The sequence below is a fragment of the SAR324 cluster bacterium genome (genome assembly GCA_015232315.1).
Lineage (GTDB): Bacteria > SAR324 > SAR324 > SAR324 > NAC60-12 > JADFZZ01.
In genome coordinates, this window is record JADFZZ010000002.1 from 287,419 (window position 1) to 310,312 (window position 22,894).

Sequence of the window (22,894 nt, forward strand, 5' to 3'; positions counted from 1 at the left end):
TCAAGGGGGTTAGGGGGATGTAATTCTGAGCGTTAAATCCCCCATGCCCCCTTTGAAAAGGGGGATTTCCCGGCGAAGAACGCCTTAAGTTGATGACATTGGCCCTGATGCCGGGCAGACACACTGCCCCTACGGGATAAAACACAAATCAGGTGAAACATCAAAGATCAATTTTTGACACATAGCCGAAAATGTGACCAACCCCTTCATTGCTCAAGCTGTGGCTGGTTGTTCCTGCTGACGGACATAAAGTTTCAGTTTAGGCAGAATCTTGAACAGAAACTTTTGCAGGGCAGGTTCTCTATAGGAATACTGGAGAAACGTCATGCCTTTGGCCTGACGATTGCCACTGGTAGGACCATATAACTGGCAAGGTTCATAAATTGCGATGGAAAAATAGCATTCCAGTTCATATTCATCAAGTGCCTGTGACGCTGAATATGACAGGGATTTGGCTTTTTTATGCGCATAGCCGCCAAGGGTGAGTAGCAGATGTCTCATTTTGGGCGAAGTCCCTTGTGTTACCAGAAACGAACGGGCCCATTCCCGGACGGGATAGGCGTGTTTGGCGATAAATTCACTTTCAACGCCGAGAACCATTCTGCCGGTTTCCTGGAGTTGTCCGTAACTATCCTTCATTTTAAAAGTCAGATGCTTGAGTACGCCTTTGAGCGCGTCTTCAGAGTTTTCAGCGGAATCCAGCATATAAGGATTTGAGAGTTCCTCCGGTTTGAGGTCCTGAAATTGAAATTCAAAGGGTAATTCCTCATCGGGTTTGGCTGAAGATGGCGGCATTTTATTGCCAGCGGAGACTTCCGCGCCCGGTTGAACAAACGTTGGTTCAGCGGACTTGGCGGCTTGCCCGAGTCCTGCCAGTTTGAATTCGGTGGACGCGGTTTTATACATTTGAGGGGGATTGAGCAAGTCACCCTCAATAAAAAGGGCCTGCTTCATATCTTCAATGGCTTGCTGGGCATTCTGAAAGGGTTGAATGTAAGGACTCATTCCTGAGATTTCAAATTGAAGGAGCACTTTCGGATTGTCACAGACGAAGCGCAAAATATCATTGCCCATGATGGCTTCAGCGCCCAATGTAGCAAGAAACGCAATGGCATTTTCGCTGATGAAAGGGGTGGCTGAAAAATCAAAAATGAAGCCCATTGCTCCTTTTTCCTTCAGAATGAAGATATCTTTTGCCAGTTCATCCACACTTGATCCGTTCATGACCGATTTCTGGGTAATCAGTACCATGAGCGATTCCTTGTCCAAAACCGCAATGTCCATTTGATGTCTCCCGGTTAATACAGTTTGACAGCCTTGACCTGACACAAACGCATCAGGTCGGGTGTGATTTTATATTCCAGCAGTTGTCCGAGTTTCGGCATGAGATATTCAAACAGAAAGGTTGAATGGAATTGGGTTTTCAGCATTTTTTCCATGCGTTTGAACAAATCCACCTGATTGGTTTCCAGGTATGTGGCCAACTTGTCAGGGCGAAGCCTGTCATAGCCGGAATGACAGTTGTCCCTGTCAATTTTTCTGGCAGTTTCCAGCAAGGCCGCATCCAGAAAATTCCAATACACCACTGGTTGTTGAAAATAGGGAAATTCCAGAATCATATTTTCTGACACCAGATTGTAGGTTTCAAAAAAGACACGATGATTGATCTGGGTGCCTGAGACAAATTTCTGCCGGTTCATGGTCAGTTTTCCGAGATCACCCAACGCCTCTTTGCTCAGTAGGACAGGAAGCAATTGCATGAGAAGATCAACTTCTTCAGTGGTCAACTGTCCGGAGGATTCCAGCATCGGAAACAGAATTTTTGCGTCATCAGGGCTCATTTGCATGCTGATCAGATGTGCCAGATGCACAAATTTAAGGTGCCGTTCTTTATTCTGGGTGAAAAACTCAAAGTAGAAAGGCACTCTGGCCAAGGCCAGCATCTCCGCAAATTTGAGTGTGCCGAGAACCTTGAAGTTTGAGAGAAGATAAAACAGCGTGTCTTCCGGTTGAACGATTGAAATGGACGTAAAATTCCAGCCTTTGAGTGTGTTGATCTGTTCAGGCACCAGCGGGAAGGCTGTGACTTGCGACTGGCTGTAATTTCTTTGTCTGGGGCTGTCCTGAAAAACCTGAATAGCAACCGCTGGCGGTGCCACAGCAACAACGACAGGCGCAGGAGTTGAAACAAGACTTAGCGGTTTGGTATCAGGTTCGGATTGCTGTTTTTTGGGCGCTTCTTTGAGCACCTGCTGTTTCAATTGTGTCAGTTTTTCCTGAGCTGACAAACGTTTGGTTTGCGCGACTGCCGATGGTGAAACTGGCGGCACATCCTGTTTGGTCAGGATCTGACGGCTGATTTCACGCCGTAACATCATTTTTAGAGTTTCCGGGATGGAGGGATCTGTCAGCAAATGGGATTTTTTGATGATCCGGTTCATGGTTTCAGTATTTTCCATGAATTTTTGTTTCATGCCCTGGGACTGGGGGGATTCCAGCAAAATCAGCAATTGCTGGTATAATTCAACAAAACGCTCAATGTTGGCCCGTTTCAGGTTGGCCATGAAATGAAAACGTTCCGGTTCATAATAAAAGCCCAACGCCACAATCATCAGCGTGTCTTTGGGAACATTGATTTCTTCTGCCAGAATGGCATGAGTGAACTCTGAAAGAATGGCCCTGAATGTTTCCGGAACATTCTGGGCCTTGATGTGCAAATAAAGCACTTTTTTAAAGATCAGAAACAACCGGACCATGTTGTAGCGCTGTATCTGTGCGGAAGGACCATCCCAGTTCTCTTTTTGATGAAGAAACCGGATGACCTGTAAAATGACCGGATACTGTTCATGTTTCCCCAGAAAACAAAGATTCAGCATGCTGTCCTGTCCTTTCTCCGACAGGGAGTGCAGAAAATCTGTGAATTTATAGAGCCAGCGTTCGATATAATTCAGCAGGTACATGCGTCGTTCATCATCATCAATCAGAAGAATCATTTCCCTGATAGAATTCAAAAACGGAAAAATCTCATACGGGGCATATAAAAAAATAACCGCATCCACAACACGGGGAATCCAGCGGATTTCCTCCTCATTGGATAGCGGTCTCAAGGCTTCTGAACGGGGGTGCGTCGGTTCAATAAACAGGTCGTAAATCTGAGTGGAGCCATTTTCCGCGATGCGCAGTAATTCCGAATTGAGCAGATTGATATCAGGGGCGTAAGGTTTGATGAGGGAAAACGCAGCTTTTTCCTGTTGCGAATCAGCCAGTAGTTTCTGCTGGATCGCAAACAGTTTTCTTTCACTGGTCCGAATGATTTTCAAACACTGATTGATCGTCTGTGCCTTTTTTTTATTTGCCTCTGAAAGTCTGGTGGTATCAATCTGATCTTTCTGGATATCCACGATCATTTCAGCAGCTTCCACGATCAATCTGCCAGCGTCCATCATAAAACCTTTAAGGATAAGCAAAAGTGTTGACCAGTGAGTTCTGAGGCTTATGGATCCAGAACACCTGGCGGCCAGAGAACTTCTTCGGGATCATAGTGAACCTTTAACACATACAGCCCGTGAGCAGGTGCGGTTTTACCACTTTTTGTACGGTCTTTTGCCTCTAAAAGTAAAGGAATCTCTTCAGGATCCCGTTTTTCCATGCCAACGTCCACCAGGGTTCCTGTGAGGATTCGTACCATGTGCTGTAAAAATGAACTGGCCTCAATCTCCAGACACAGGTTTCCCAAGGGACTGGTCACAGGATGAATGAGAATTTCTCTCATGTCTTTGATGGGGGAAGGCGAGGAACATCCTGAAGCCCGGAAGGACGAAAAGTCATGTGTCCCCAGCAGAAAAGACGCCGCTGTCCTCATTTTTTCAAGATTCAGTGGATTGCGAATCCACCAGCTATGTGACCGGGCAAACGGACTTTGCCATGAACCATTCGTGAGCAGATAACGGTAGCGTTTGCCACGGGCGTTGTAGCGGGCATGGAAGGCTGGATCGACAGGAAGAACATGCTTTACCACAATGTCTTTGGGCAGAACGCTGTTCAGCGCTTTGAACCATTTTTCAGCAGTGAAGGAACTATTCGATTGAAAACTGGCTGTCTGGTTGAGCGCATGAACTCCCGCATCGGTGCGACCTGCACCCAGAACTTTTACGTGTTCTCTGGTGATCTCAAAAATTGCTGATTCCAGCTCTCCTTCGATGGTGCGCTGGGTGGGTTGGACCTGCCATCCATGATAGGCAGTTCCCTCATAGGAAAGTAGCAGAAGCCAGTTTTGATGGGACACAATGACGGCTCCTGCTAAAAAGGAAGGTTAGTTGCTGACAGCTTGCGCTACCATGGATTTGATCCGTTGAGGATCATTTCCGGTAAAGATGTTGACCTGCTTGCCATCCTTGTAAAGAATGATCGTAGGAATTCCACGAATTCCGTATCTGGACGCGACTTCCTGGTTATTGTCCACATCGACTTTGCAGATTTTAACTTTTCCATCATAGGTTTCCGCCAGTTCATCAATGGTGGGGGCCAGTGCCCGGCAGGGACCACACCATTCCGCCCAGAAATCCACCAGTGAATAGCCTGAACTGATTTCTCCGTCAAACGATGCATCGGTTAAATGCACTACTTTCTGACTTGCCATAAGAAGACTCCAACAAAGTTAACTTCAAAACCCTGCTACCCTTATGGCAACAGGCTCCGTTTGAATTGAACGCTATACATAACTTGAGGTAATCCAAAAATCAAGGCCCTGCTCCAAGTTCTCAAATACCCCTGACTTCTCAAAGAAATCCAACCGTAGGGGCGGTTCGCGAACCGCCCCTACAATGCGTAAAAATGAATAACCCCAATCAATGTGGTTTGGTGTCATGTTTCGGATGGATGGGTGAACAGATGAACATCTCTCTGGGGAAACGGAATCGAGATGCCTTCTTCATCAAAGCGGTTTTTTACTTTTTCCATGATGTCAAAATAGACTTCCCAGTAATCGGGCGTTTTGATCCAGGGGCGGACTGCTATGTTCAGGCTGCTGTCGGCCATTTCCAGCAAGCCGATGACAGGGATGGGATCTTTAAGAACTTTATCATGCTGTTCAAGAATATCTTTTAAAATGTTTTTGACTTTTTTCAGATCAGAATTGTAGGCGACGCCAAACACGAAATCAATTCTTCTCGTGGGCTTGCTCACATAATTGATGATTTTATCAGCCATCATGGTGGAATTGGGAACTACCACCACCTTGTTGTCCGGAGTACGCATTTGTGTTGTCAGGATATGGATTTCTTCAGCGGTTCCCAAAATTCCAGCGCCTTCGATCAGGTCGCCCACACGGAATGGTCTGAAAATAATGATCAACACCCCGGCCGCGAAATTGGAGAGAGAGCCCTGAAGTGCCAGGCCGATGGCAAGTCCAGCCGCACCAATCACCGCAATCAATGACGCCGTCTGGATTCCAATCTGGTTCAAGGCCGCCAGAATCACAAACAGCATGCTTCCAAAATAAACAATATGTGACGTGAACAGGGTCAGTGTTTCATCCACTTTGGCCCGGTGCAAGGCTTTGACCGTCACATCTCTCAGAATACGGGATGCCAGTCGCCCCAAAAACAGGATCAGTAACGCGCCCAGAAGATGGAGTCCGTATTCTGTAAAAAGAGTCTGAAGGTAGGGAATCATGTTTTTTATATCAATGGGAATATCAGCACTCATGGTATCTCAATAACTTAGTTGGATTCAGGCAAATAGGTATGGGACAGCGATTCATACTGGAGAATCGGGGAAGAGACAGAAAACAGCAGTCTGCTTTCCATATTGGGGCCTTGTGCCCGCAAAACCGGATCGTTTTTTTCATTGAAACGCCGGCGATAGAGCAGGGCGTTGGCATTGTCGCCCAGTTGTTGAAAAGTCAGCACAAGCCGGTCAAGGAACAGGGAGGTCAGGTAGGTATCACGATCGGTCTGATTCAGCAGCAATTCCTTGACCTGTGGCCATTTCTGCAAGCTCATGTAAACATTGCTGAGCGCATCCACCAGCTCCAGATTGCCCGGGAAATATTCCATGCCGGTTTTATAGATTTTCAGCGCTTCAGTTTCATTTTCCTGACTGCGGAAGAGATCGCCGGCAAGTCGGTGAATGAAGCCATCTCCCTGATTATTTTTAAGAAAAGGCAGACACACTTTCAAGGATTCATCAAACTGGCCCAGGCGGTTGAGTGTCGCGGCATACAGATAGGCGGTTTCCCAGTCTTGCGGGTGTTTTTCCACCAAGGGTTGAAGCACCGGAATCACCTGTCGGAAGAGTCCCCGCAAATAGAGCACCCTTGCCAGTGAGAACTGAATGAGATCGCTATTGTCGATGACTACAATTTTGTGGAGCAACGCTTCAGCTTCAAGATAGTCACCGCGGATGATGTACATATCAGCCTGAAGCCTCAGCACTTCGCTCTCCAGGGGATACTTCTGGATAATGCCGCTCAGTTGACGTTCCACATTTTTCAGTTCGCCTTTCAATAGTTTTCTTCTGAGAGACAGTAACTGCGCATGAAGGCTTTCCGGATCAATATCCAGGGCACGGGTGAGAGCCAGGTCGCCTTCGAGGCTTCGTCCCCGGGCAAAATACAGGGATGCCTGAAAAAAATAGGCTTTTGCCAGTCGTTTATTGATTTCCAGTGCTCGAGCCAGCCAGATCCCTGCTTTATCAAGTTCACCGGTTCTGATATACAGCATGGCAAGTTCCATCATCGCATCCAGATTTCCGGGAGATTCACTGAGAATATTTTCAAGAATACGTTTGGCTTGTTCAATCTGTTCCTGACTGATGAGAATATGCGCATGGATCAAGCGGTCTTCCAGTTGAAGCTGACCATTTTGTTGCAGTTGTTTTATGATCTCCAGCGCAGGCGCATATTGCTGACGGGCAAAATAAATGCGCATCAGTTCATAATTGGCTCTTGTGGCTTCAGGATGTGCCTTGAGCAGATCGTCTGCCAGGGTTTGCGCATAGTAATACCGGGCTTGTGACGCATAAATCCTGATTTGCAGCAACCGGGCTTCCACATTGGAGGGTTCCAGCGTCAAAACGGTTTTGATAGACTGTTGGGCATTGTCATATTCACGACGTTGCAGGCTGATTCTGGCCAGATGATACAGCGCTTCAACATAGCGCCGGTCTTTTTGGATGGCTTCTTCCAGTGTTGCCACGGCTCGTTCGGGGTCGTCCACTTTTTCATAGGTCAATGCCAGTTTCAGGAGTCCTGAGAGGAGTTCCGGGTTAAGGCGTACCGCGGTCGTGTAAGCATTGATGGCATCAGAATAACGTTCCTTGCGAAAGGCAATATCGCCAATCAATTCAAAATATTGATATTTGAGAGGATCCAACTGGCTGGCTTTTCGAACGAATTGTTCGGCTTCTTCATACCATTGTTTGAAAAAATAGGCCTGAGCCAATTTGTAATACAGGATGGGGTCATTCTCAGCCTGTTTCAGTTTGGCGTTCTGTTCCTCAATCACCCGGTCCACATTATTACTGTTTAGAATAACAGCGGGTTCATAAGGCATAGATCGGGAACAGGCCTGTGACAGAAACATCATCAAACCAATTAAAATGAAATAAAATCCATGTTTCATAGCATTCAGTGGAAAAAAGTTGGGAAAAAACTGTTATTCTGCGGCTTGGTTTCTGGTTTCAAAAAAACGTTCCTGCATGAATTTCAATTCTTCTGTTTCCGGCAACGCAGGTTCCTGATGTCTGTATAGGTAAACCGGCGGGGAAGGCAAGCTTTCGTTGCCGTGTGAATCGACCAGTCGGATCTGGAACAGATATTTATCAAAACGCCGACTGAAATAGTCCAGAAAGGCTTCCCGTTGAGGAAGTTCCGGTTTGCTGATGGAGGTGGAAGAACCGGGTTGAGGCTGATACATGAGCAAAAAACTGTTGCTGATGGTCGCAATCGGTGTTTCCGGCCAGTTGTAGCCCTCAATCGCACGATAAATGTTGGCACGAAAATACACGGGTTTAGTCAGAATTTCTCCGGTATTGTCAAACAACACTTCCATTTGTTCCAACAAGGGTTCCCATGAAATCTGAAACACATGGGGGGTCATGTCGGACACTGGAATCGCAACCAGTTGTCGTAAGCCTTCTGCCTGTTCAAACGACATCAATTTCAGCTTGGGCACGGTCAATTCCGGAAATTCTGTAAATCCATTCAGTTTGGTTTGCCGGGGTGTTGCCAGATCCCGACCATTCCTGGTCTTAAAAAAAAGTTTGAAGGAATGCACATAAGGATCTTTGGGGGCCTCTGGAAGATAGAACATGAGGTGACCATTTTCTGCTTTCAGGTGTCTGGAGGGATACGGGATCAGATAGTTTCTGGATAAAAGAGGAAGGCATTCCAGACACTGGGGGTTCAAGACAGTTTCTTCGATCATGAATTGTTGGGAAACGCCCACTGTTGTGCGGATGTGAAACACTTCATTGCGAAAATCCTGTTCCAGAAAGACAAGCACCAGATCATCTCTGAGATAAAAAGTGCGAATCGGTGTTTGTGATTCAAAGTCAATGGTTTCTGGCAATTTCCATGACAAGCGAATCTGATTACCACGTTGGATAGCCGTAAATTCAGTGATATCAGGTAGTTTTTCCTTGTAGGGTTTAGGGACTGTCCGCATGCCACAGCCTGTTAGACTCCCTGTGAGGATAATAAAAATGAACAGCACTTTAATAATTTTCATAAGCCTCTGATGGGGGGTGATGCAACGTCTTTGTTTTGTAACAGGTTACTCCGGAAGTTCAATTCGTTTTTCCTGACAGGAACAAGCTTTTTGCTGTGTTTTTTATCGTCATGACTGTTGAAAATTCGGCAATGAAGGTTTCAGATGCTTGACAATCTGTGCGCGAACCTTTTATGGTAGTTGCTAAGAACTCGTGTGTTTCCATTTCAGAATTATCTGTTTGATTCATGTTTCAACGGAAGATGATTTCTGGAAAGCCCTGTCCACTTTCCCCGAATGCAGGCCACTATGTCCAATCAACAACGCAACTCTGATCTGTCCTCGCTCGTAGACACTATTCTCGAAAATCTTACCAGTGAGTCGCTAAAGCAATATGGAAAATTATTTCTCGCGAATATGTCCAGAAAATCCATTGACGGAACCGTGTTTTCAGAAATGCTCAGGTTTCTTGAAAATCGGTTCGAGTTTTTTGAACAGGCTGTGAATGAACCCTTCCAGATCAGAATCACCCCCCAGGTTGTTTCCGCGCATCAAGAAAAAATGATTGTGATGGATGTGGTGTATCCGGATGTCCCTTACGCGCTTATGACGATTGATAGCCTGCTGAGGGACATGGAATTAAGGATTATCAGAAAAATCCATATGATTGCGGCTATTGAAGCGGGTCCTGACAAGCATATCCTTCATTCACCTCATGACGCACGCTATCCCCAATTTTGTCATGTGTATATCGAACTTGAATACTTTGAAAACGCGGAACTTCTGGACCGCTTGCGCTTGCGTATTGAAGCTCATTTACAAGCGGCTCAGCAGATCAATCGGGACAAAAACGCCATGTTGAAGTTGCAGGATGAGATTCGTCGTAAAGTGGATCACTATGAGGAAGATCTTCCAGAACCCCAGGAAGAATGGTTGAACCTGCTGGAATGGATGGGGAACCAGAATTTCACGCTTATGGGCTATATCTGCTATAACCAGACTGGAAAAACCGGGAAACTGTCGGCAGAGCCTGAGCGCTGTCTGGGGATTCTGTCACAGGAATACCAGCGGAAATATCCTTCCAGGCTCCAGGATATTCTCACCGCGCATATCTGGAAAAACCAGCAGATGCCTTCACCATTTCATATTGATACACTCAAAGCGGCGAGTCCTGTGCTGTCTTTAATTCCACTGATGTGTATGGGGTTCCGCTTCAAGGAACCGGATGGTTCCGTCTCGACGCATGTGTTGGTGGGGTTGATCCGTCGAAGTTCGTTGCATGTCAAGAATATTGAAATGCCGCTGATTCACCTCAAAATGAAATATATTTTTGAACAGAAACACCTGGTGCCAGACAGCTATGAGTATAATGCAGTGATACGGGCTTTCAGCGCGATTCCCAAACATGAGCTGTTTCGTTCATCGGCCGCAAATCTGCTACAACGTTTTGATGATCTTCAATCCATCAACGCGCCTGACCGGATTCATTGTTTTCAATACCGCCATCCCTCGAAGAATCAGGTGCATTTCATGGTTGTAATTCCCTCGCAGATTTTCACAGAAAACAATCTGGAAAAAATTATCGAATGCCTGGAACAACAGGTGCCGCATGAGGATATGGAAGTGATTCAGGTTCAGGGGGAGGAAAAAAACTGGATTGATATGTATTTTGATCTGCATGGAGACGCTTCGTGGACATTGGATATCACTCAGCTTGAAGAAACGCTTTCCGCTCTGGTTCAACCCTGGAACGAACGCCTTCGTCATGTGCTTCGCGAAGACTATGCTGACAATATCGCTCAGGAACTGTTTGACCGTTATGTGGCATTGATGCCTGAACATTACAGGGTCCGAACTTCTCCACAGGACGCGGTCAGGGATATCCGCTATTTTGAAAAAGCAATTCACGAGCGGGAACTGCAATATAATCTGGTGCCCTTCACCATCCCCACCGATCTGGCGTATAAGGTTTCACTATTTTATGTTTACAGTCTGGAAAAAATTGATCTCAATCACATCATGCCGGTTTTACAAAACATGGGGTTGTACGTGATTGATCAACTGACAGTGCGTATTGGCGATTATCAGCACACCCTGGGTTTTTTGCAGACTTTCAGGGTGCAGTCTCTTGACGAAAAACGGATTGATGAAGAGAAATTTCATCATTTGCTGGGAACCCTGCTGGTGAAGGTGTTGAACCAGGCCACCGAAAATGATCCGTTGAATGCCCTGGCATTGAATGTCGGACTCAATTGGCGTTCCATCAACGTTCTCATGGCATATCGGAATTTATATCTTCAACTTGGTGCTTCGGTAAGTCGGCAGAAAATTCATAATGCGCTGTTGTCACATCCCCGGAGTACAAGAATGTTGTTTGAATTGTTTGAAACACGGTTTTCACCAGACGATGGCTATGGTTCCAGGGAGTACCGGCAGGAAATTCTGGTTCCCGAATTAAAACAACATTTTCTGGATAGTCTGGCGGATGTGGAGGATGTTGAAGAAGATCTGGTTTTCAGAAGATTGTTCAATCTCATCGAATATACCTTGCGCACCAGTTTTTATACCGGGCGAGTGAGTGATTCCAGTCTGGTCGCGTTCAAACTCGATTCAGCCAAAGTGGACCACATGCCTGTTCCCGCGCCGTTTCGTGAAATCTATGTTCATGATGTCGGTTTCGAAGGCACACATTTAAGGTTTGGCCGTGTGGCGCGTGGAGGAATTCGCTGGTCAGACCGTCCTGATGATTTCAGAAAGGAAATATTGGGGCTGGTCAAAACCCAACAGAAAAAAAATGTGGTCATTGTGCCGGTAGGATCCAAAGGCGGGTTTGTGATCAAAAAACAGCCGGCCTCCAGAGATCTATGGCTTCAGGAAGGGCAACACCAGTATGAAAAATTCATCAGTGCCCTGTTGGATCTGACAGATAATGTGGATGCTCGCGGGCATGTCACCCATCCTGCCCAGGTGATGGTGTATGATGAACAGGATGCTTATCTGGTTGTGGCGGCAGATAAGGGAACGGCCAGTTTTTCAGATTTTGCCAATGCCATATCCGGGCGCTATCAATTCTGGTTGGGTGATGCGTTCGCTTCTGGCGGAAGCGTTGGTTATGACCACAAAAAAGAAGGCATCACCGCACGAGGCGCATGGGAATGTGTCAAACTGCATTTTCACGAAATGGGACATGATATTCAAACACAAATCACCTCTGTCACCGGGGTGGGGGATATGTCGGGTGATGTGTTTGGAAACGGAATGCTACTGAGTCGTGTTCTGAAATTGCGGGCCGCGTTCAATCATGCGCATATTTTTCTGGATCCTGATCCTGATCCTGAAACAAGTTGGACGGAACGTAAAAGAATGTTTGAGCTCCCACGTTCTACCTGGAAAGATTATAATCCCCAACTGATCAGCGCCGGGGGCGGGGTCTATGACCGAAAGGCCAAAAGCATTAAATTGTCCAATGAAGTGCGGCAGATGCTTGGAATTTCTTCGGAATATCTCACTGGCGACGAAATGGTCAGGGCCCTTCTGAAAATGGAAACGGACCTTCTCTGGCTTGGCGGCATTGGCACCTATATCAAGGCGAGCCAGGAGTCCCATGCTCAGGTTGGCGATCAGGCCAATGACGCGGTGCGGATTGATGCTACTGAATGTCGGGCAAAGGTGATCGGTGAGGGAGCCAACCTTGGCTTGACCCAACTGGGGAGAATTGAATTCAATCGTGCCGGCGGCAAACTGAATACGGATGCCATTGATAATTCCGCCGGGGTCAATATGTCTGACTATGAGGTGAATCTGAAGATTTTGCTACAGCAAATGCTGAGATCCGGAGAGTTTAAAAATATAGAGGAACGAAACCAGACGTTAAGGGTGGCGACGGATCAGGTTTCCAGACTGGTTCTGGAAAATAATATTGGCCAACATCAGTCCATCTCGATGGATTCGCTACGTTCCAACAGACAGTTGAGAATATTTTCCCGACTGATCGCGTCCCTTGAAACGCAAGGTATGAGCCGTCGTAGCGAATTCATCCCGATTCCCAGCGAACTGGCTAAACTGGAACATGAAAAAGCCCCACTGCCCCGTCCTGTTCTGGCTGTCGTTCTGGCTTATGCCAAAATGGGGATCTATGAGGCGTTGTTGAAGTCAACCCTGTGTGAGGATCCATTTCTTCGAGAACTTTATGAAGGCTATTTTCCGGAAACAATTTTAGCTCGATGCCGGGCGTTCATTGATCAACATCAATTGAAGCGACAAATTATCGCGACCGTTTTGACCAATTCTATCTTGAATGAAGCAGGTTCCGCCTTCTTCTTTCAGGTTGGACAATCCTGTCAACAGACGGTCGAAGTCATTGCCCGGGCATATCTGCTGGTCTATCACGGCATGAACGGGGTCTCGCTGATGAATGCTGTCCGGCAAAGTCAGGGGGTGAGTCAGCAACAAAAATATGACGCGGTATTATTGTTTCAGGAGCGGATAAAATCTTTAACGGAATATTTATTGAGCGTTTCCCGCGAGGGCATTGATCTGGCGGATCTTGCCGGGTTCAAAAACACACTGGATCAATTGTTTCAGTTGTATCGTGAGGTCAATAAAGAAAAACTGAGCAGAGACTCCTCTGTATGGGAACAATCCGGATTTTCAAAGGAAATTTCTCAAACTCTTGGTCTGCTTCAATTACTGGGCAACATTCCGGAGGTTCTCTATCTCCATCGTCAGGAAAAACAGGAATTGAACACAGCTCTGCGTGTGACCCTGTTGCTGGATGACTTGCTCGGCTTTGGCTGGATCAGGGAACGCCTGAACACGCTGACTTTGCAAAATGAATGGGAACAGACACATCAGGAGATGTTGATCCAATCTCTGGAAACCAGTAAACGGAAGATATTCCATGGTGTGATCCAGTCGCATGCGGAGGGAACGTTGCAGGCGTTGACCAGCGAACGTTTATTGGGAACGTTCAAACATCACCAGCCTCAGGCTGTGGATGGTTATTTTCAAACTCTGGAGCAGTTGAGATATGGTGCGCCGGTTAATCTTTCGACATTGGCGGTTTGTCTTCATCGTCTCGGTTTTCTGGCTCCGGTAAATTTATAAGGATTTCATCATGATTGGATTTATTTTATCAGGTGGCAGTGGAACTCGTCTTTGGCCCTATAGCCGGTCCATGAGTCCCAAACAGTTTTTGAATATGGGGGCAACCCATGAATCGTTGCTTCAGGATACCTATCGGCGGTTATTTCAGGTCACAGGCAAGGAACATATTTATGTGATTGGTTCCAAAGCCCATGAATTTGAACTGATGTACCAGTTGCAGGAAGTGGATGAAGCTTTCACTTCGAACCAGTTGTTGCTGGAGCCTTTCGGACGCAACACGGCTCCCGCGATTTTATGGGGGATTCTATGCATTCCGGAAAATTTGAGAGATGTTCCACTGGCGATTCTGCCTGCCGACCATCTGATCAAGGCTGAAGCGGAATTTGTCAAGGCGTTGAGAACAGCGGAAACCCTGGCGTCTAAGGGAATGATTGTGACTTTCGGTATTCGGCCGGACCGTCCTGAAACAGGATATGGCTATATCAAAGCGGGAAAACCCATGGGCGAGGGGTTCATTGTCGAACAGTTTGTGGAAAAACCTGATCTGGCGACCGCAAAAACATATCTGGAATCACAGCAATTTACCTGGAATTCCGGGATTTTCATGGCGACACCCAACACATTGCTGCGTGAATTCAAACAACACGCACCGAAAATGTTCCAGATTTTTTCAGAATACATCAATGTGGAAAACGCGTTCCGTAATCCTGCTGTGGTTGAAAAAATTTATTCCAGGGTAGAGTCCAAATCGGTGGATTATGCCATTCTGGAAAAATCCGGATCTGTCGCGGTGTTGCCGGTTGACATGCAGTGGAGCGATCTGGGAAGTTGGGACAGTATCCATCAGGAATCTGAAAAGGACAGCAACGGGAATGTGACTCGGGGCAATGTGATTTCGCAGGATACCCGGAATTGTCTGATCTTCAGTTCCAAAAAACTCGTCACCAGTATTGGCGTGGAAAACCTCGTGATTGTGGAAACCGATGACGCCTTGCTGGTTTGTGATTTGACTCGTACTCAGGATGTCAAACAACTGGTCGAGACACTCAAAAAAGAAGATCGGTATGAATATAAATTTCATACGACCGTTTTACGTCCGTGGGGGAGTTTTACCGTGCTTCATGATTCTGAAAACTATAAGATCAAAATACTGGAAATCCTGCCGGGAAAACGGATGTCTCTGCAACGGCATCGTCACCGTAGTGAACACTGGGTGGTGGTTCATGGAACCGCGGATATTGTTCGTGGGCAGGAAAATCTTCTGTTGACAGAAAGTCAGTCCGTTCATATTCCACAGACAGTCAAGCATCGGATTGGTAATTCCGGGAAAATCCCCCTGCAGATCATTGAAGTTCAGCAGGGAGTGTATTTAGGCGAGGATGATATTGAACGGTTTGATGATGATTATGGCCGGGTCTGAGCTCAATATTTGTTCAGGAACTGTTCCATGACCTCATCGTTATCCCGGATTTTGGCGATCTGCTCCCAGATTCGGGACTTGTCAGCATCGGACAAGGCTGATTTTTTGGAAATAGTGAAATAATAGGATTTACTCTGGATCGGTTGTTCATGTGTTTTAAACTGATCCTTGTATTTCTTATTAAATATTTTTGCGACTTCAGGAATGGTCACGACCACTCCTTTTTTGTCACGTAGCATCTTTTTAAAATTATTTTCGTCCCCTTGCGCGGCATCCACTTCCACACCTTCTTTTTTCAGGTCATCAATGACTGAATAGCCATTGGGCGCCCTGACCGGTTGTGGCAAGGTTTTAACATCTCCCGCAAATATGTAGGGGTCATTGTTCATGGTGACAACCACATATTCCACTACAGAAATACTCCACCTGGATTTTTTCACGGTTTTGGCGTCTTCAGGATACGTCATGAATTCTGCCCGCTCATCTTTGTAGGACGCTGAAACCACGCCATCCACTTTCCCCAGTTCAACCTGCTTGAGGCATTGTTTCCATGGCATGGGTTCAAATTTGACTTCATAACCCAGATCCTGCAAGGCTCGGGTCACGATATCCACATGCAAGCCGGAGGACTGTCCATCCTTTACAAAAGTGAAAGGATACCAGATGTTGGTATCCGTACAGATACTCACAGTGGCGGCAAATATCAAACTGGTGCTTGCCATAAAAATGATAGCGGCACTGGCAATTTTTTTTATCATAACTCCCCTTGATTCAATGGTTTATTCATCAGTTATTGCATGATTCTACTTTTCTTCTATGTAAGAAAAATTTGGGAAATGCAAGAGCGTGTTTTATGAATTTTTTAAATAATAACCAACATGATCTGGCAATCGATCAACCATTGCTGTGGATGGTTTTTTCCAGTTCTTCCAGGGCTTCACCGGTATAAACGGCCAACCGTTGCAAGTGCGGTAACGTGTCTCGACACCCGATAAAACCAAAATTGAGAGTTCCATTGTAACTCTGGCAGGTAATATTCAGTGCCATGCCATGTACAGGAATGGAAACCGGATAGGTGGCATCCAGATGTGCTCCTCTAAAAAAAAGTGAGGAATCAGGGCCGGGAACGTTGGAAATACAGACGTTGAAGGTCAGCGGAATTTTTCCGCTGATACCGGCAATGGCCTTGATGGATTGGAATCCGAAGGGCGCCATCAGCAGAGCACTGTAGGCCAAAATGGCGTTTTGAGACATGCCATGCATCTGTTCCTTGGCTTTTCGGGTTGAATCAATAATAGCTTCTATCCGTTTTGCGGGATCTTTAATGTCGGTAGCCATGGAGGCCAGCATGACCCCCACAGCATTGCCACCTCCCGGGTCATCCTTGGGTCTCACATTCACAGGCATGAATGCGATCAGTGGTTTTTCAGGCAGTTCCCCAAGTTCCAGCAAAAATTTTCTCAAGCCTCCCGCACAGATCGCAATCACCACATCATTCAGGGTTCCACCCACAGACCGGCCCAAGGCTTTGAGACGTTCAATGGTGTATTGCTGAGTGGCGAAGCGACGGTTTCTGCCGATTTTTCCATTGAGAATACAATTGGGAGCCTGAATGGACGATACGAGATTTTTGAATTCATTTTTCCCTGCGTTCCGCAGATCAATCAAGGCGCGTCCGACATGCTGGACAGACCCCATATATTCCCAGAAATGTTCCAGCATACTGGTGAATGTCGGTGGTTCTTCATCCGACGGTTGTTTGTTCCGTTTGATGGGTGGAATAGAAAAAAACATGGGTTGTTCATGATCGTGGCGATCGCTGGACAGACTTCGTGAAAGGATTCTCATGCTGGTGTAACCGTCGATGAGTGCATGATGCACTTTGACATACAGGGCAAATTTCCCGTTTTCCATGCCTTCGATGAGGTGCAGTTCCCAGGGCGGACGAGTGAAATCAAGCTGATTGCTGTGCAGATAGGAAACCAGAATTCCCAATTCACGCTCATCACCAGGCGATGGCAAGGCGGATCGTCGGATGTGATAATCCAGGTCAAAGGCTTCATCTTCGATCCATTTATTGACGGGATTGTATAAAAATTGAGGCGTTTTTAATTTCATATTCCATGGAGGATGAATCTCCGCCGAGTCCTTGAGTTCTTTGACCAGATCCCTGAGAAAATTGGAGGATGCGTTTTCAGGAAAGCTAAAATGCAACAAACCTGCGACATGCATCATGGTCTCACGGGTTTCTCCATAGAGAAACATGGCATCCAGTTGGCTCATTTTTTTTGATTTCATGGGAATCCTTCAGAAAAAGGGAAATGACAGGCCTACATTCCAGAACAGTTGGTTCTTTTGGGAAAGCTCCGGAATTTTGAAATAGGCTCTTTGATGGCTCATAACGTTCAGGCAATAGAATGACAAGAGTCAAAATGCGTGAAAATCTGAGAATCTGTTGAGTGATTGTCGGCATCACTGTTTGGAACAGTGAGATTCCTGTTTTGATCTACAGGTGAAACTACGGGGTTTTTTAAGATTTATGGGTTAAAAAGTTCTTTGAGGGACAATAAAACAGGTAGTTTTACGAGCTGTTTTTGAAGACTGATTTATGTATTATTTATATCGTCGTGACTGAATTAATAACTGATGTGTGTCAGCATAACAGATGGAGAAGTTTTTGCAGTGATTTTTTATTAGATTTTTTAATTTAAATTGGTTAAGGTTGGCACAGATTTGAAAGTTACTCAGATACAAGGGGAAAAATATCTGAAATGATCCGAATCAGGGATGAATGACACATAGGGGGATATGTTAAGAAAAGCTGAACGTGAAAAGCGTGATATTCAAGAATCATTGACCAATACGGTTTATATTCTGGAGTTTGCGAGCGAATCTCTTGCAGAGGGGCAATTGAGTGCTGACGCGACTCAGGGATTATATTTTGTGCTGGCTGGCGTCAAAGACAGCATCAGAAAAATTATTGAGGATATTGACGGTTTGAATGTTATTGAAGAAAAAGCTTCTGCTCCTCAAATTTCCACAGCCATCCCCATTAAAAAAAGATAATCCTCCGTTGATCAGGAAAAATCACTTTCTGGTTGAACTGACTTTCTGCTGTAGCTTATGAACTCAAGCTTTTTGAGTCCCCAATGACGGGCCATATTGCCGCAATCGACCTGGGAAGCAACGCCATTCGCATGGTCGTTGCCAAGCCAGACAAGAACGGTTTGTTGAAGGCTCTCTGCCGTTATCGGATTTTTTTGAATCTTGGGCAGGATGTGTTTGTCAGACAATCTATTTCACCCGATACGGAAAAATCTCTTGTGCGGATTTTTTTGTATTTCCTCAGCAAACTCTCCGAATTTTCAGATATTCAAATAAAAGCTGTTGCGACCAGTGCGTTCAGGGATGCTTCTAATCATGAGGATGTTCTGAATAAAATCAGGGTGCAGACGGGAATTCCCCTTGAAATCATATCAGGCCAGATGGAAGCTCACTTTTTATATTCGGCCATCCATGCGTTAACCCCTGATTTGTCCAACCGGGTCTGTATGGCCGATTTGGGCGGCGGCAGTCTGGAAATTTCACTGATTCAACAGTCCAGCCTGATTCATCAGCAAAGCCTGAATTACGGAACTGTCAGAGAAATTTCCCGGGAAAGGATTGAAGCAGACCTGCACTTCGAGCTGCAAAAGTTATGTTCCTGTCATGCGTGGAATGATTCAACCCTGCTGTGGACAGGCGGCGCTTCCAAAACATTGCTCAAGATTCTGGGCCTGTCACCCACCAGTTTTTGTCGTACCTCTTCCTCGGGAATTCTGATTCCTGTTTTTCAACTTGAAGAAAAAAGTGCTGAAATTTCTCAATTATCCATTCCGGAACGGGTTTCCCTCTGGCAACTCAGAGAACACCAGGCCATTCATTTGAATCAGGCTCTTGCGATTATTCATGTCCTGATACGACACTATGGACCTCGTGATGTTCTGTTGACATCACTTGGGCTTAAAGAATCCTTATTGTTGTGGATGGCTCATGAAAAAATGCCGGAGGTATCATGGACACTGGACATGAGCCTGATTAAGACAATGAATATGGAACACCCCTCAGACTGGCTTACCCCCCAAACATCTTGACATCAGGGGAATCAACTTATAGGTCAATACCAGACACAACATCCTCCAACACTCTTTTTTTGTGTGCGTATGATTATTGGAATTCCCAAAGAATTGAAGAAATTTGAATACCGTGTTGCCATGACTCCTGAGGGTGCCAGGCAAATGAAACAGAATGGGCACCAGGTATTGATTCAAGCGGATGCCGGAAGTGGCAGTGATTATTCCAATGCGGCCTATCAGGAAGCCGATTGCGAGATTGTTGAAACGGCCCGTGAAATTTTTTTACGGGCGGACATGATCATCAAGGTGACGGAGCCTATCGGGCGTGAATATCCGATGATCAGGGAAAATCAGATCATCATGGCTTTTTTTCATTTTGTGGCCAATCAACAACTCACTCGCACCCTGTTGCGTTCAAAAAGTATCGCGATAGCGTTTGATACGATTGAAGTCTCACCGGGAAATTTTCCGGTTTATATGCCAATGTGTGCGATTTCCGGGAAGATGGCCATTCATACAGGCGGCAAATATCTGGAAAAACAAAATGGTGGAAATGGTGCGTTTTTGGGCAATATTCCGGGCGGTGTTGCTGGAACTGTGGGAATTCTCGGGGGAAGTATCGCGGCGATTTATGCGGCCAGAGAAGTCGCGGCAATGGGGGGAAATGTGTTCATTTTGGAAAATCAGACGTCCAATCTATTTCAACTGAGTCAGCAGGTGCCGGCAAGTGTGAATATTTTGCTATATAATGACTTCAATCTTTTGAAAGTTCTGAAACAGATAGACCTGTTGATTGGGGCTATTCAGGTTCCCGGTCAGAAGACACCTCATTGGATCAATCATGAGATGCTTCAGGTTATGAAACCACGGTCAGTGGTGGTTGATCTTGCGATTGATCATGGTGGCAGTCTGGCCAGTTCCAGACCGACCTCACATGAAGAACCTACCTATGTTGTGGAAAATATTTTACATTATTGTGTTCCCAATATGCCCGCCATTGTTCCAAAAATTGCGACTCCGGTGTTTGCTGATGCGGTGTTGCCGTATGCTCTGCAAGTTGCGAATGAGGGAATTCCGACAGCGTTACGCAATAATCCCGCATTGGCCAGGGGCGTCAATATGTTCCGCGGTTATGTGACGCATCAAGGCATCGCCGAAACCTTCGGTTTGGATTATACTCCGCTGGAACAACGTTTGGGTCGATAACAGCTATTGCATGATTGGCGCACGCTTGAGGACAGCCTGCTGGTCGCTGGTCAGTGTTTTCTGTTCAATATTAACATCGGCGGTCCAAAACATCAGGTTGGTTCCATCTTTATCCTGGCATGTACTGGCTGTTGGACTGCTCAGTGGACACTCGGGAGTATCCGCAAGGGGGTCAAAATCGCTCCCGGTGCTTTCTGTGGTGTGATAAAGTCCCAGCCAATGCCCCATTTCATGGGCCATCGTTTCTCCCAGAATTCTGGCATGTAAATCGGGCGCTTGTCCGGATGATGCCTGATCATGGGCCGCCAAACCGATAAGAACACCATTGTGTCTGTCTTCAATTCCATGGGGACCTGGAATGCCGCTGGAAATTCCCAGCAGAGTCCCACCCAGAGTCCCTGGAATTGTCAAATCTTCCGCCAATATAAGGTTTACCTGCGTTGTGCCGCCTGAACAAACAACTTTGGCGGTGTTCGTTGCTGTAAAATCACCTGATATGGTCGCATATTCATCGCCTGTAACGGTAGTGATATCTTTCAATTCCAGAGTGATACCTGCCAGTTTATAAATTTCGACCATATGTTCCAGCGATGCTGTCAAATTGCTACTGGTGTAACGCGTTCCTGTCAGATAAGGTTTGACAACCAGTATCGGCGATTCAGTGTAGGTTCCGCTTCGAATAGCGACATACGCACTGGCCGATTGAACTGAACTCAACACGACAGCGGTCCATGTTCCCGGAATGAGGGTGGTTGTTGGCAGAGAAGGTTCCCATGTTATGCCAAAATCTCCCAGCACACATTCGGATACATAATCTTTGCTGTTCGGATCAAACAGGTAACATATTCCCAAAGAAGGCGGTGATGTTGTGGGGGAACTTTCAAATGCGGAAACATGAAAAGAAATGGCATCATTCGGGACTGCGAACGATTGTTGGCTGTAATACAAACCGTTACCACCCTGAAATTCCTTGAAGGCCGGAAGGCTGAGTTTGCTTACGGAAAGTTTGGAGTTGGCACGCGCCGCAACGACGTGATCCACCGAGTCTTTATAGAATGTTCGTGCCGACCCTGCACAGTCAGAGGAGGTTGTGGGCGTGATTACTACCGGATCTTCAGTGGTGTCTTCGGTGCTTTTTGAACTGCTGGAGCTATCTTTGGTACGGTCTGCGCAGCCTGTAATAATGATCAGGAAGCTGGTGAAGAACAGGATTGTTTTCATGAAAAATGAAGCATGCATAGCGCCCTTAATTATTAATTGTCCGATAAAGTCGTTTAGGAGGTTAAACCTGTTTGCTCACATTTTTTGCCAAATCACAAGATTGAGCTACGATTTAAGTGTTTTCTTCCAGTAATATTCATGAAAAAACCAAACGACGGGTTCTCAAAAACTCAGGCAGGCATCATTTCCGCTAATTCTTCCCGGTTTAAAAGAATGATTTGTTGTTCTTCAGGATTTCTCCATTTTTCAATTTGTTCATCATCCACACGAAGCAATACCAGCAGGTAGAGTAACATGGAACGCCTGACAGGAATCACAAGCTTTCCCTGGTCCATGCCATAATCTCTGGAAATGATAGTCTGTTGATCGGCAGTCAGTCCCGGGTGTGGTCCAATCATAACATTGACCCAGGTATGCCACCATTCATCCTCAGAAAAATTGACTTCTTCAGGTTGAGGCAGGCGTACATCCAGGATTCGCCCGAGCACAAAATCCCTGAAACTGTTGGTACGAAAACAGTAGGCACGGATATGCCAACGAAAGCCGTCTGTGCCAAACGCATGAGGGGCAATGCGTCTCCATTTGGGAGTGATACGGGTTAAGGATTGATACTGGATTTCCACAGATTGATGATTCTGGATGCAATTGAGTAAAACGCGCAGATATTCCACACTGATTTGTCGTCGGGGAAATGTCAGGGTTGCCACTTCAGGAGTGCTACCTAAAAAATGAAAATCAGAGGTTTCCTGGTTGAGATAGCGCAATTCATTGAGTAGATTTTCCGCACTTGGCTCATAGATGATGGTCTGAAAGGTGTCAGTCGCATAAAATATTTTGGCGCTACTGTCGTATACCATGTTTTTAGGCGCCAGGGTTTGATATTGTTTAAGATCGGCAGTCGCTTGAGGCAATGAAATCCTGAACCTTGCCGACAAGTCACCACGATTCAGACTTCCCCGCCAGAATAATAAAAAATCAATAAATTCCAGTCTTTTGACAACATCCCATTTCTTGTTGCGCATCTGCGCTTTGATATCTACGGCCATCGGTCTCCTGCATCAAATCAACGGTTGTGATGATTTCACCATGATTAGTTGAACTAATCAGTCAGTTATTTA

Annotated in this window: 16 protein-coding genes; 5 read left to right on the forward strand and 11 right to left on the reverse strand. The window is 46.1% G+C overall.

The features are described 5' to 3' along the window. Positions 1-213 precede the first annotated feature (213 nt). The 7 genes from HQM11_02735 to HQM11_02765 all read right to left on the reverse strand — a co-directional run bounded on the left by HQM11_02735 (position 214) and on the right by HQM11_02765 (position 8,729). Positions 214-1,284 carry a hypothetical protein gene (locus HQM11_02735; GenBank protein ID MBF0349915.1) on the reverse strand — a complete coding sequence of 357 codons (1,071 nt, stop codon included), beginning with the start codon at positions 1,282-1,284 and terminating at the stop codon, positions 214-216. A gap of 14 nt (positions 1,285-1,298) precedes the next feature. Continuing rightward, complete coding sequence (locus HQM11_02740; protein ID MBF0349916.1) at positions 1,299-3,446, reverse strand: hypothetical protein; 2,148 nt, start codon at positions 3,444-3,446, stop codon at positions 1,299-1,301. A gap of 47 nt (positions 3,447-3,493) precedes the next feature. Beyond that, positions 3,494-4,288 carry a tRNA pseudouridine(38-40) synthase TruA gene (gene truA / locus HQM11_02745; protein MBF0349917.1) on the reverse strand — a complete coding sequence of 265 codons (795 nt, stop codon included), beginning with the start codon at positions 4,286-4,288 and terminating at the stop codon, positions 3,494-3,496. Between the two features lie 24 nt (positions 4,289-4,312). Next, positions 4,313-4,639, reverse strand: coding sequence for a thioredoxin (trxA, locus tag HQM11_02750; GenBank protein ID MBF0349918.1), 327 nt, complete (start codon positions 4,637-4,639; stop codon positions 4,313-4,315). Between the two features lie 224 nt (positions 4,640-4,863). Then, a complete protein-coding gene (locus HQM11_02755; GenBank protein ID MBF0349919.1) occupies positions 4,864-5,706 on the reverse strand; it encodes a mechanosensitive ion channel in 843 nt (280 codons plus the stop codon). A 14-nt stretch (positions 5,707-5,720) separates the two neighbouring features. Next, on the reverse strand, positions 5,721-7,622 hold the full coding sequence (locus tag HQM11_02760) for a tetratricopeptide repeat protein (GenBank protein MBF0349920.1): 1,902 nt from the start codon (positions 7,620-7,622) through the stop codon (positions 5,721-5,723). 33 nt (positions 7,623-7,655) lie between these two features. After that, positions 7,656-8,729: a hypothetical protein gene (locus tag HQM11_02765; GenBank protein ID MBF0349921.1), complete on the reverse strand. Its 1,074-nt coding sequence runs from the start codon at positions 8,727-8,729 to the stop codon at positions 7,656-7,658. A gap of 288 nt (positions 8,730-9,017) precedes the next feature. On the opposite strand from HQM11_02765, the gene HQM11_02770 reads away from it, so the two are divergent. After that, positions 9,018-13,814, forward strand: a complete 4,797-nt coding sequence (locus HQM11_02770) for an NAD-glutamate dehydrogenase (GenBank protein MBF0349922.1) — start codon at positions 9,018-9,020, stop codon at positions 13,812-13,814. 10 nt (positions 13,815-13,824) lie between these two features. Beyond that, positions 13,825-15,234, forward strand: coding sequence for a mannose-1-phosphate guanylyltransferase/mannose-6-phosphate isomerase (locus HQM11_02775; GenBank protein MBF0349923.1), 1,410 nt, complete (start codon positions 13,825-13,827; stop codon positions 15,232-15,234). Positions 15,235-15,236: 2 nt separating this feature from the next. Here HQM11_02775 and HQM11_02780 read toward each other — a convergent pair whose 3' ends face one another. Beyond that, positions 15,237-15,992 carry a transporter substrate-binding domain-containing protein gene (locus HQM11_02780; GenBank protein ID MBF0349924.1) on the reverse strand — a complete coding sequence of 252 codons (756 nt, stop codon included), beginning with the start codon at positions 15,990-15,992 and terminating at the stop codon, positions 15,237-15,239. A gap of 136 nt (positions 15,993-16,128) precedes the next feature. Then, complete coding sequence (locus HQM11_02785; GenBank protein MBF0349925.1) at positions 16,129-17,538, reverse strand: wax ester/triacylglycerol synthase family O-acyltransferase; 1,410 nt, start codon at positions 17,536-17,538, stop codon at positions 16,129-16,131. Positions 17,539-18,042: 504 nt separating this feature from the next. Between HQM11_02785 and HQM11_02790 the strand changes: the two genes are divergently transcribed. The 3 genes from HQM11_02790 (at position 18,043) to HQM11_02800 (ending at position 20,555) form a co-directional block, all read left to right on the forward strand. Beyond that, positions 18,043-18,300: a hypothetical protein gene (locus HQM11_02790; protein ID MBF0349926.1), complete on the forward strand. Its 258-nt coding sequence runs from the start codon at positions 18,043-18,045 to the stop codon at positions 18,298-18,300. 83 nt (positions 18,301-18,383) lie between these two features. Further along, entirely contained in the window at positions 18,384-19,367 is a 984-nt protein-coding gene (locus HQM11_02795; protein ID MBF0349927.1) for a hypothetical protein, read from the forward strand. A gap of 69 nt (positions 19,368-19,436) precedes the next feature. Continuing rightward, entirely contained in the window at positions 19,437-20,555 is a 1,119-nt protein-coding gene (locus tag HQM11_02800; GenBank protein MBF0349928.1) for an alanine dehydrogenase, read from the forward strand. 3 nt (positions 20,556-20,558) lie between these two features. Here HQM11_02800 and HQM11_02805 read toward each other — a convergent pair whose 3' ends face one another. Continuing rightward, positions 20,559-21,794 carry a hypothetical protein gene (locus HQM11_02805; protein ID MBF0349929.1) on the reverse strand — a complete coding sequence of 412 codons (1,236 nt, stop codon included), beginning with the start codon at positions 21,792-21,794 and terminating at the stop codon, positions 20,559-20,561. Positions 21,795-21,946: 152 nt separating this feature from the next. Next, positions 21,947-22,822: a WYL domain-containing protein gene (locus tag HQM11_02810; protein ID MBF0349930.1), complete on the reverse strand. Its 876-nt coding sequence runs from the start codon at positions 22,820-22,822 to the stop codon at positions 21,947-21,949. Between the last annotated feature and the right edge of the window lie 72 nt (positions 22,823-22,894).

Coding starts and splice junctions, on each gene's coding strand:
- HQM11_02775 (MBF0349923.1), top strand. CDS start 13,825: ATGATTGGATTTATTTTATCAGGTGGCAGTGGAACTCGTCTTTGGCCC.
- HQM11_02755 (MBF0349919.1), bottom strand. CDS start 5,706: ATGAGTGCTGATATTCCCATTGATATAAAAAACATGATTCCCTACCTT.
- trxA (MBF0349918.1), bottom strand. CDS start 4,639: ATGGCAAGTCAGAAAGTAGTGCATTTAACCGATGCATCGTTTGACGGA.
- HQM11_02760 (MBF0349920.1), bottom strand. CDS start 7,622: ATGAAACATGGATTTTATTTCATTTTAATTGGTTTGATGATGTTTCTG.
- HQM11_02740 (MBF0349916.1), bottom strand. CDS start 3,446: ATGATGGACGCTGGCAGATTGATCGTGGAAGCTGCTGAAATGATCGTG.
- HQM11_02795 (MBF0349927.1), top strand. CDS start 18,384: ATGACGGGCCATATTGCCGCAATCGACCTGGGAAGCAACGCCATTCGC.
- HQM11_02790 (MBF0349926.1), top strand. CDS start 18,043: ATGTTAAGAAAAGCTGAACGTGAAAAGCGTGATATTCAAGAATCATTG.
- HQM11_02770 (MBF0349922.1), top strand. CDS start 9,018: ATGTCCAATCAACAACGCAACTCTGATCTGTCCTCGCTCGTAGACACT.
- HQM11_02765 (MBF0349921.1), bottom strand. CDS start 8,729: ATGAAAATTATTAAAGTGCTGTTCATTTTTATTATCCTCACAGGGAGT.
- HQM11_02780 (MBF0349924.1), bottom strand. CDS start 15,992: ATGATAAAAAAAATTGCCAGTGCCGCTATCATTTTTATGGCAAGCACC.
- HQM11_02805 (MBF0349929.1), bottom strand. CDS start 21,794: ATGCATGCTTCATTTTTCATGAAAACAATCCTGTTCTTCACCAGCTTC.
- HQM11_02735 (MBF0349915.1), bottom strand. CDS start 1,284: ATGGACATTGCGGTTTTGGACAAGGAATCGCTCATGGTACTGATTACC.
- HQM11_02800 (MBF0349928.1), top strand. CDS start 19,437: ATGATTATTGGAATTCCCAAAGAATTGAAGAAATTTGAATACCGTGTT.
- HQM11_02810 (MBF0349930.1), bottom strand. CDS start 22,822: ATGGCCGTAGATATCAAAGCGCAGATGCGCAACAAGAAATGGGATGTT.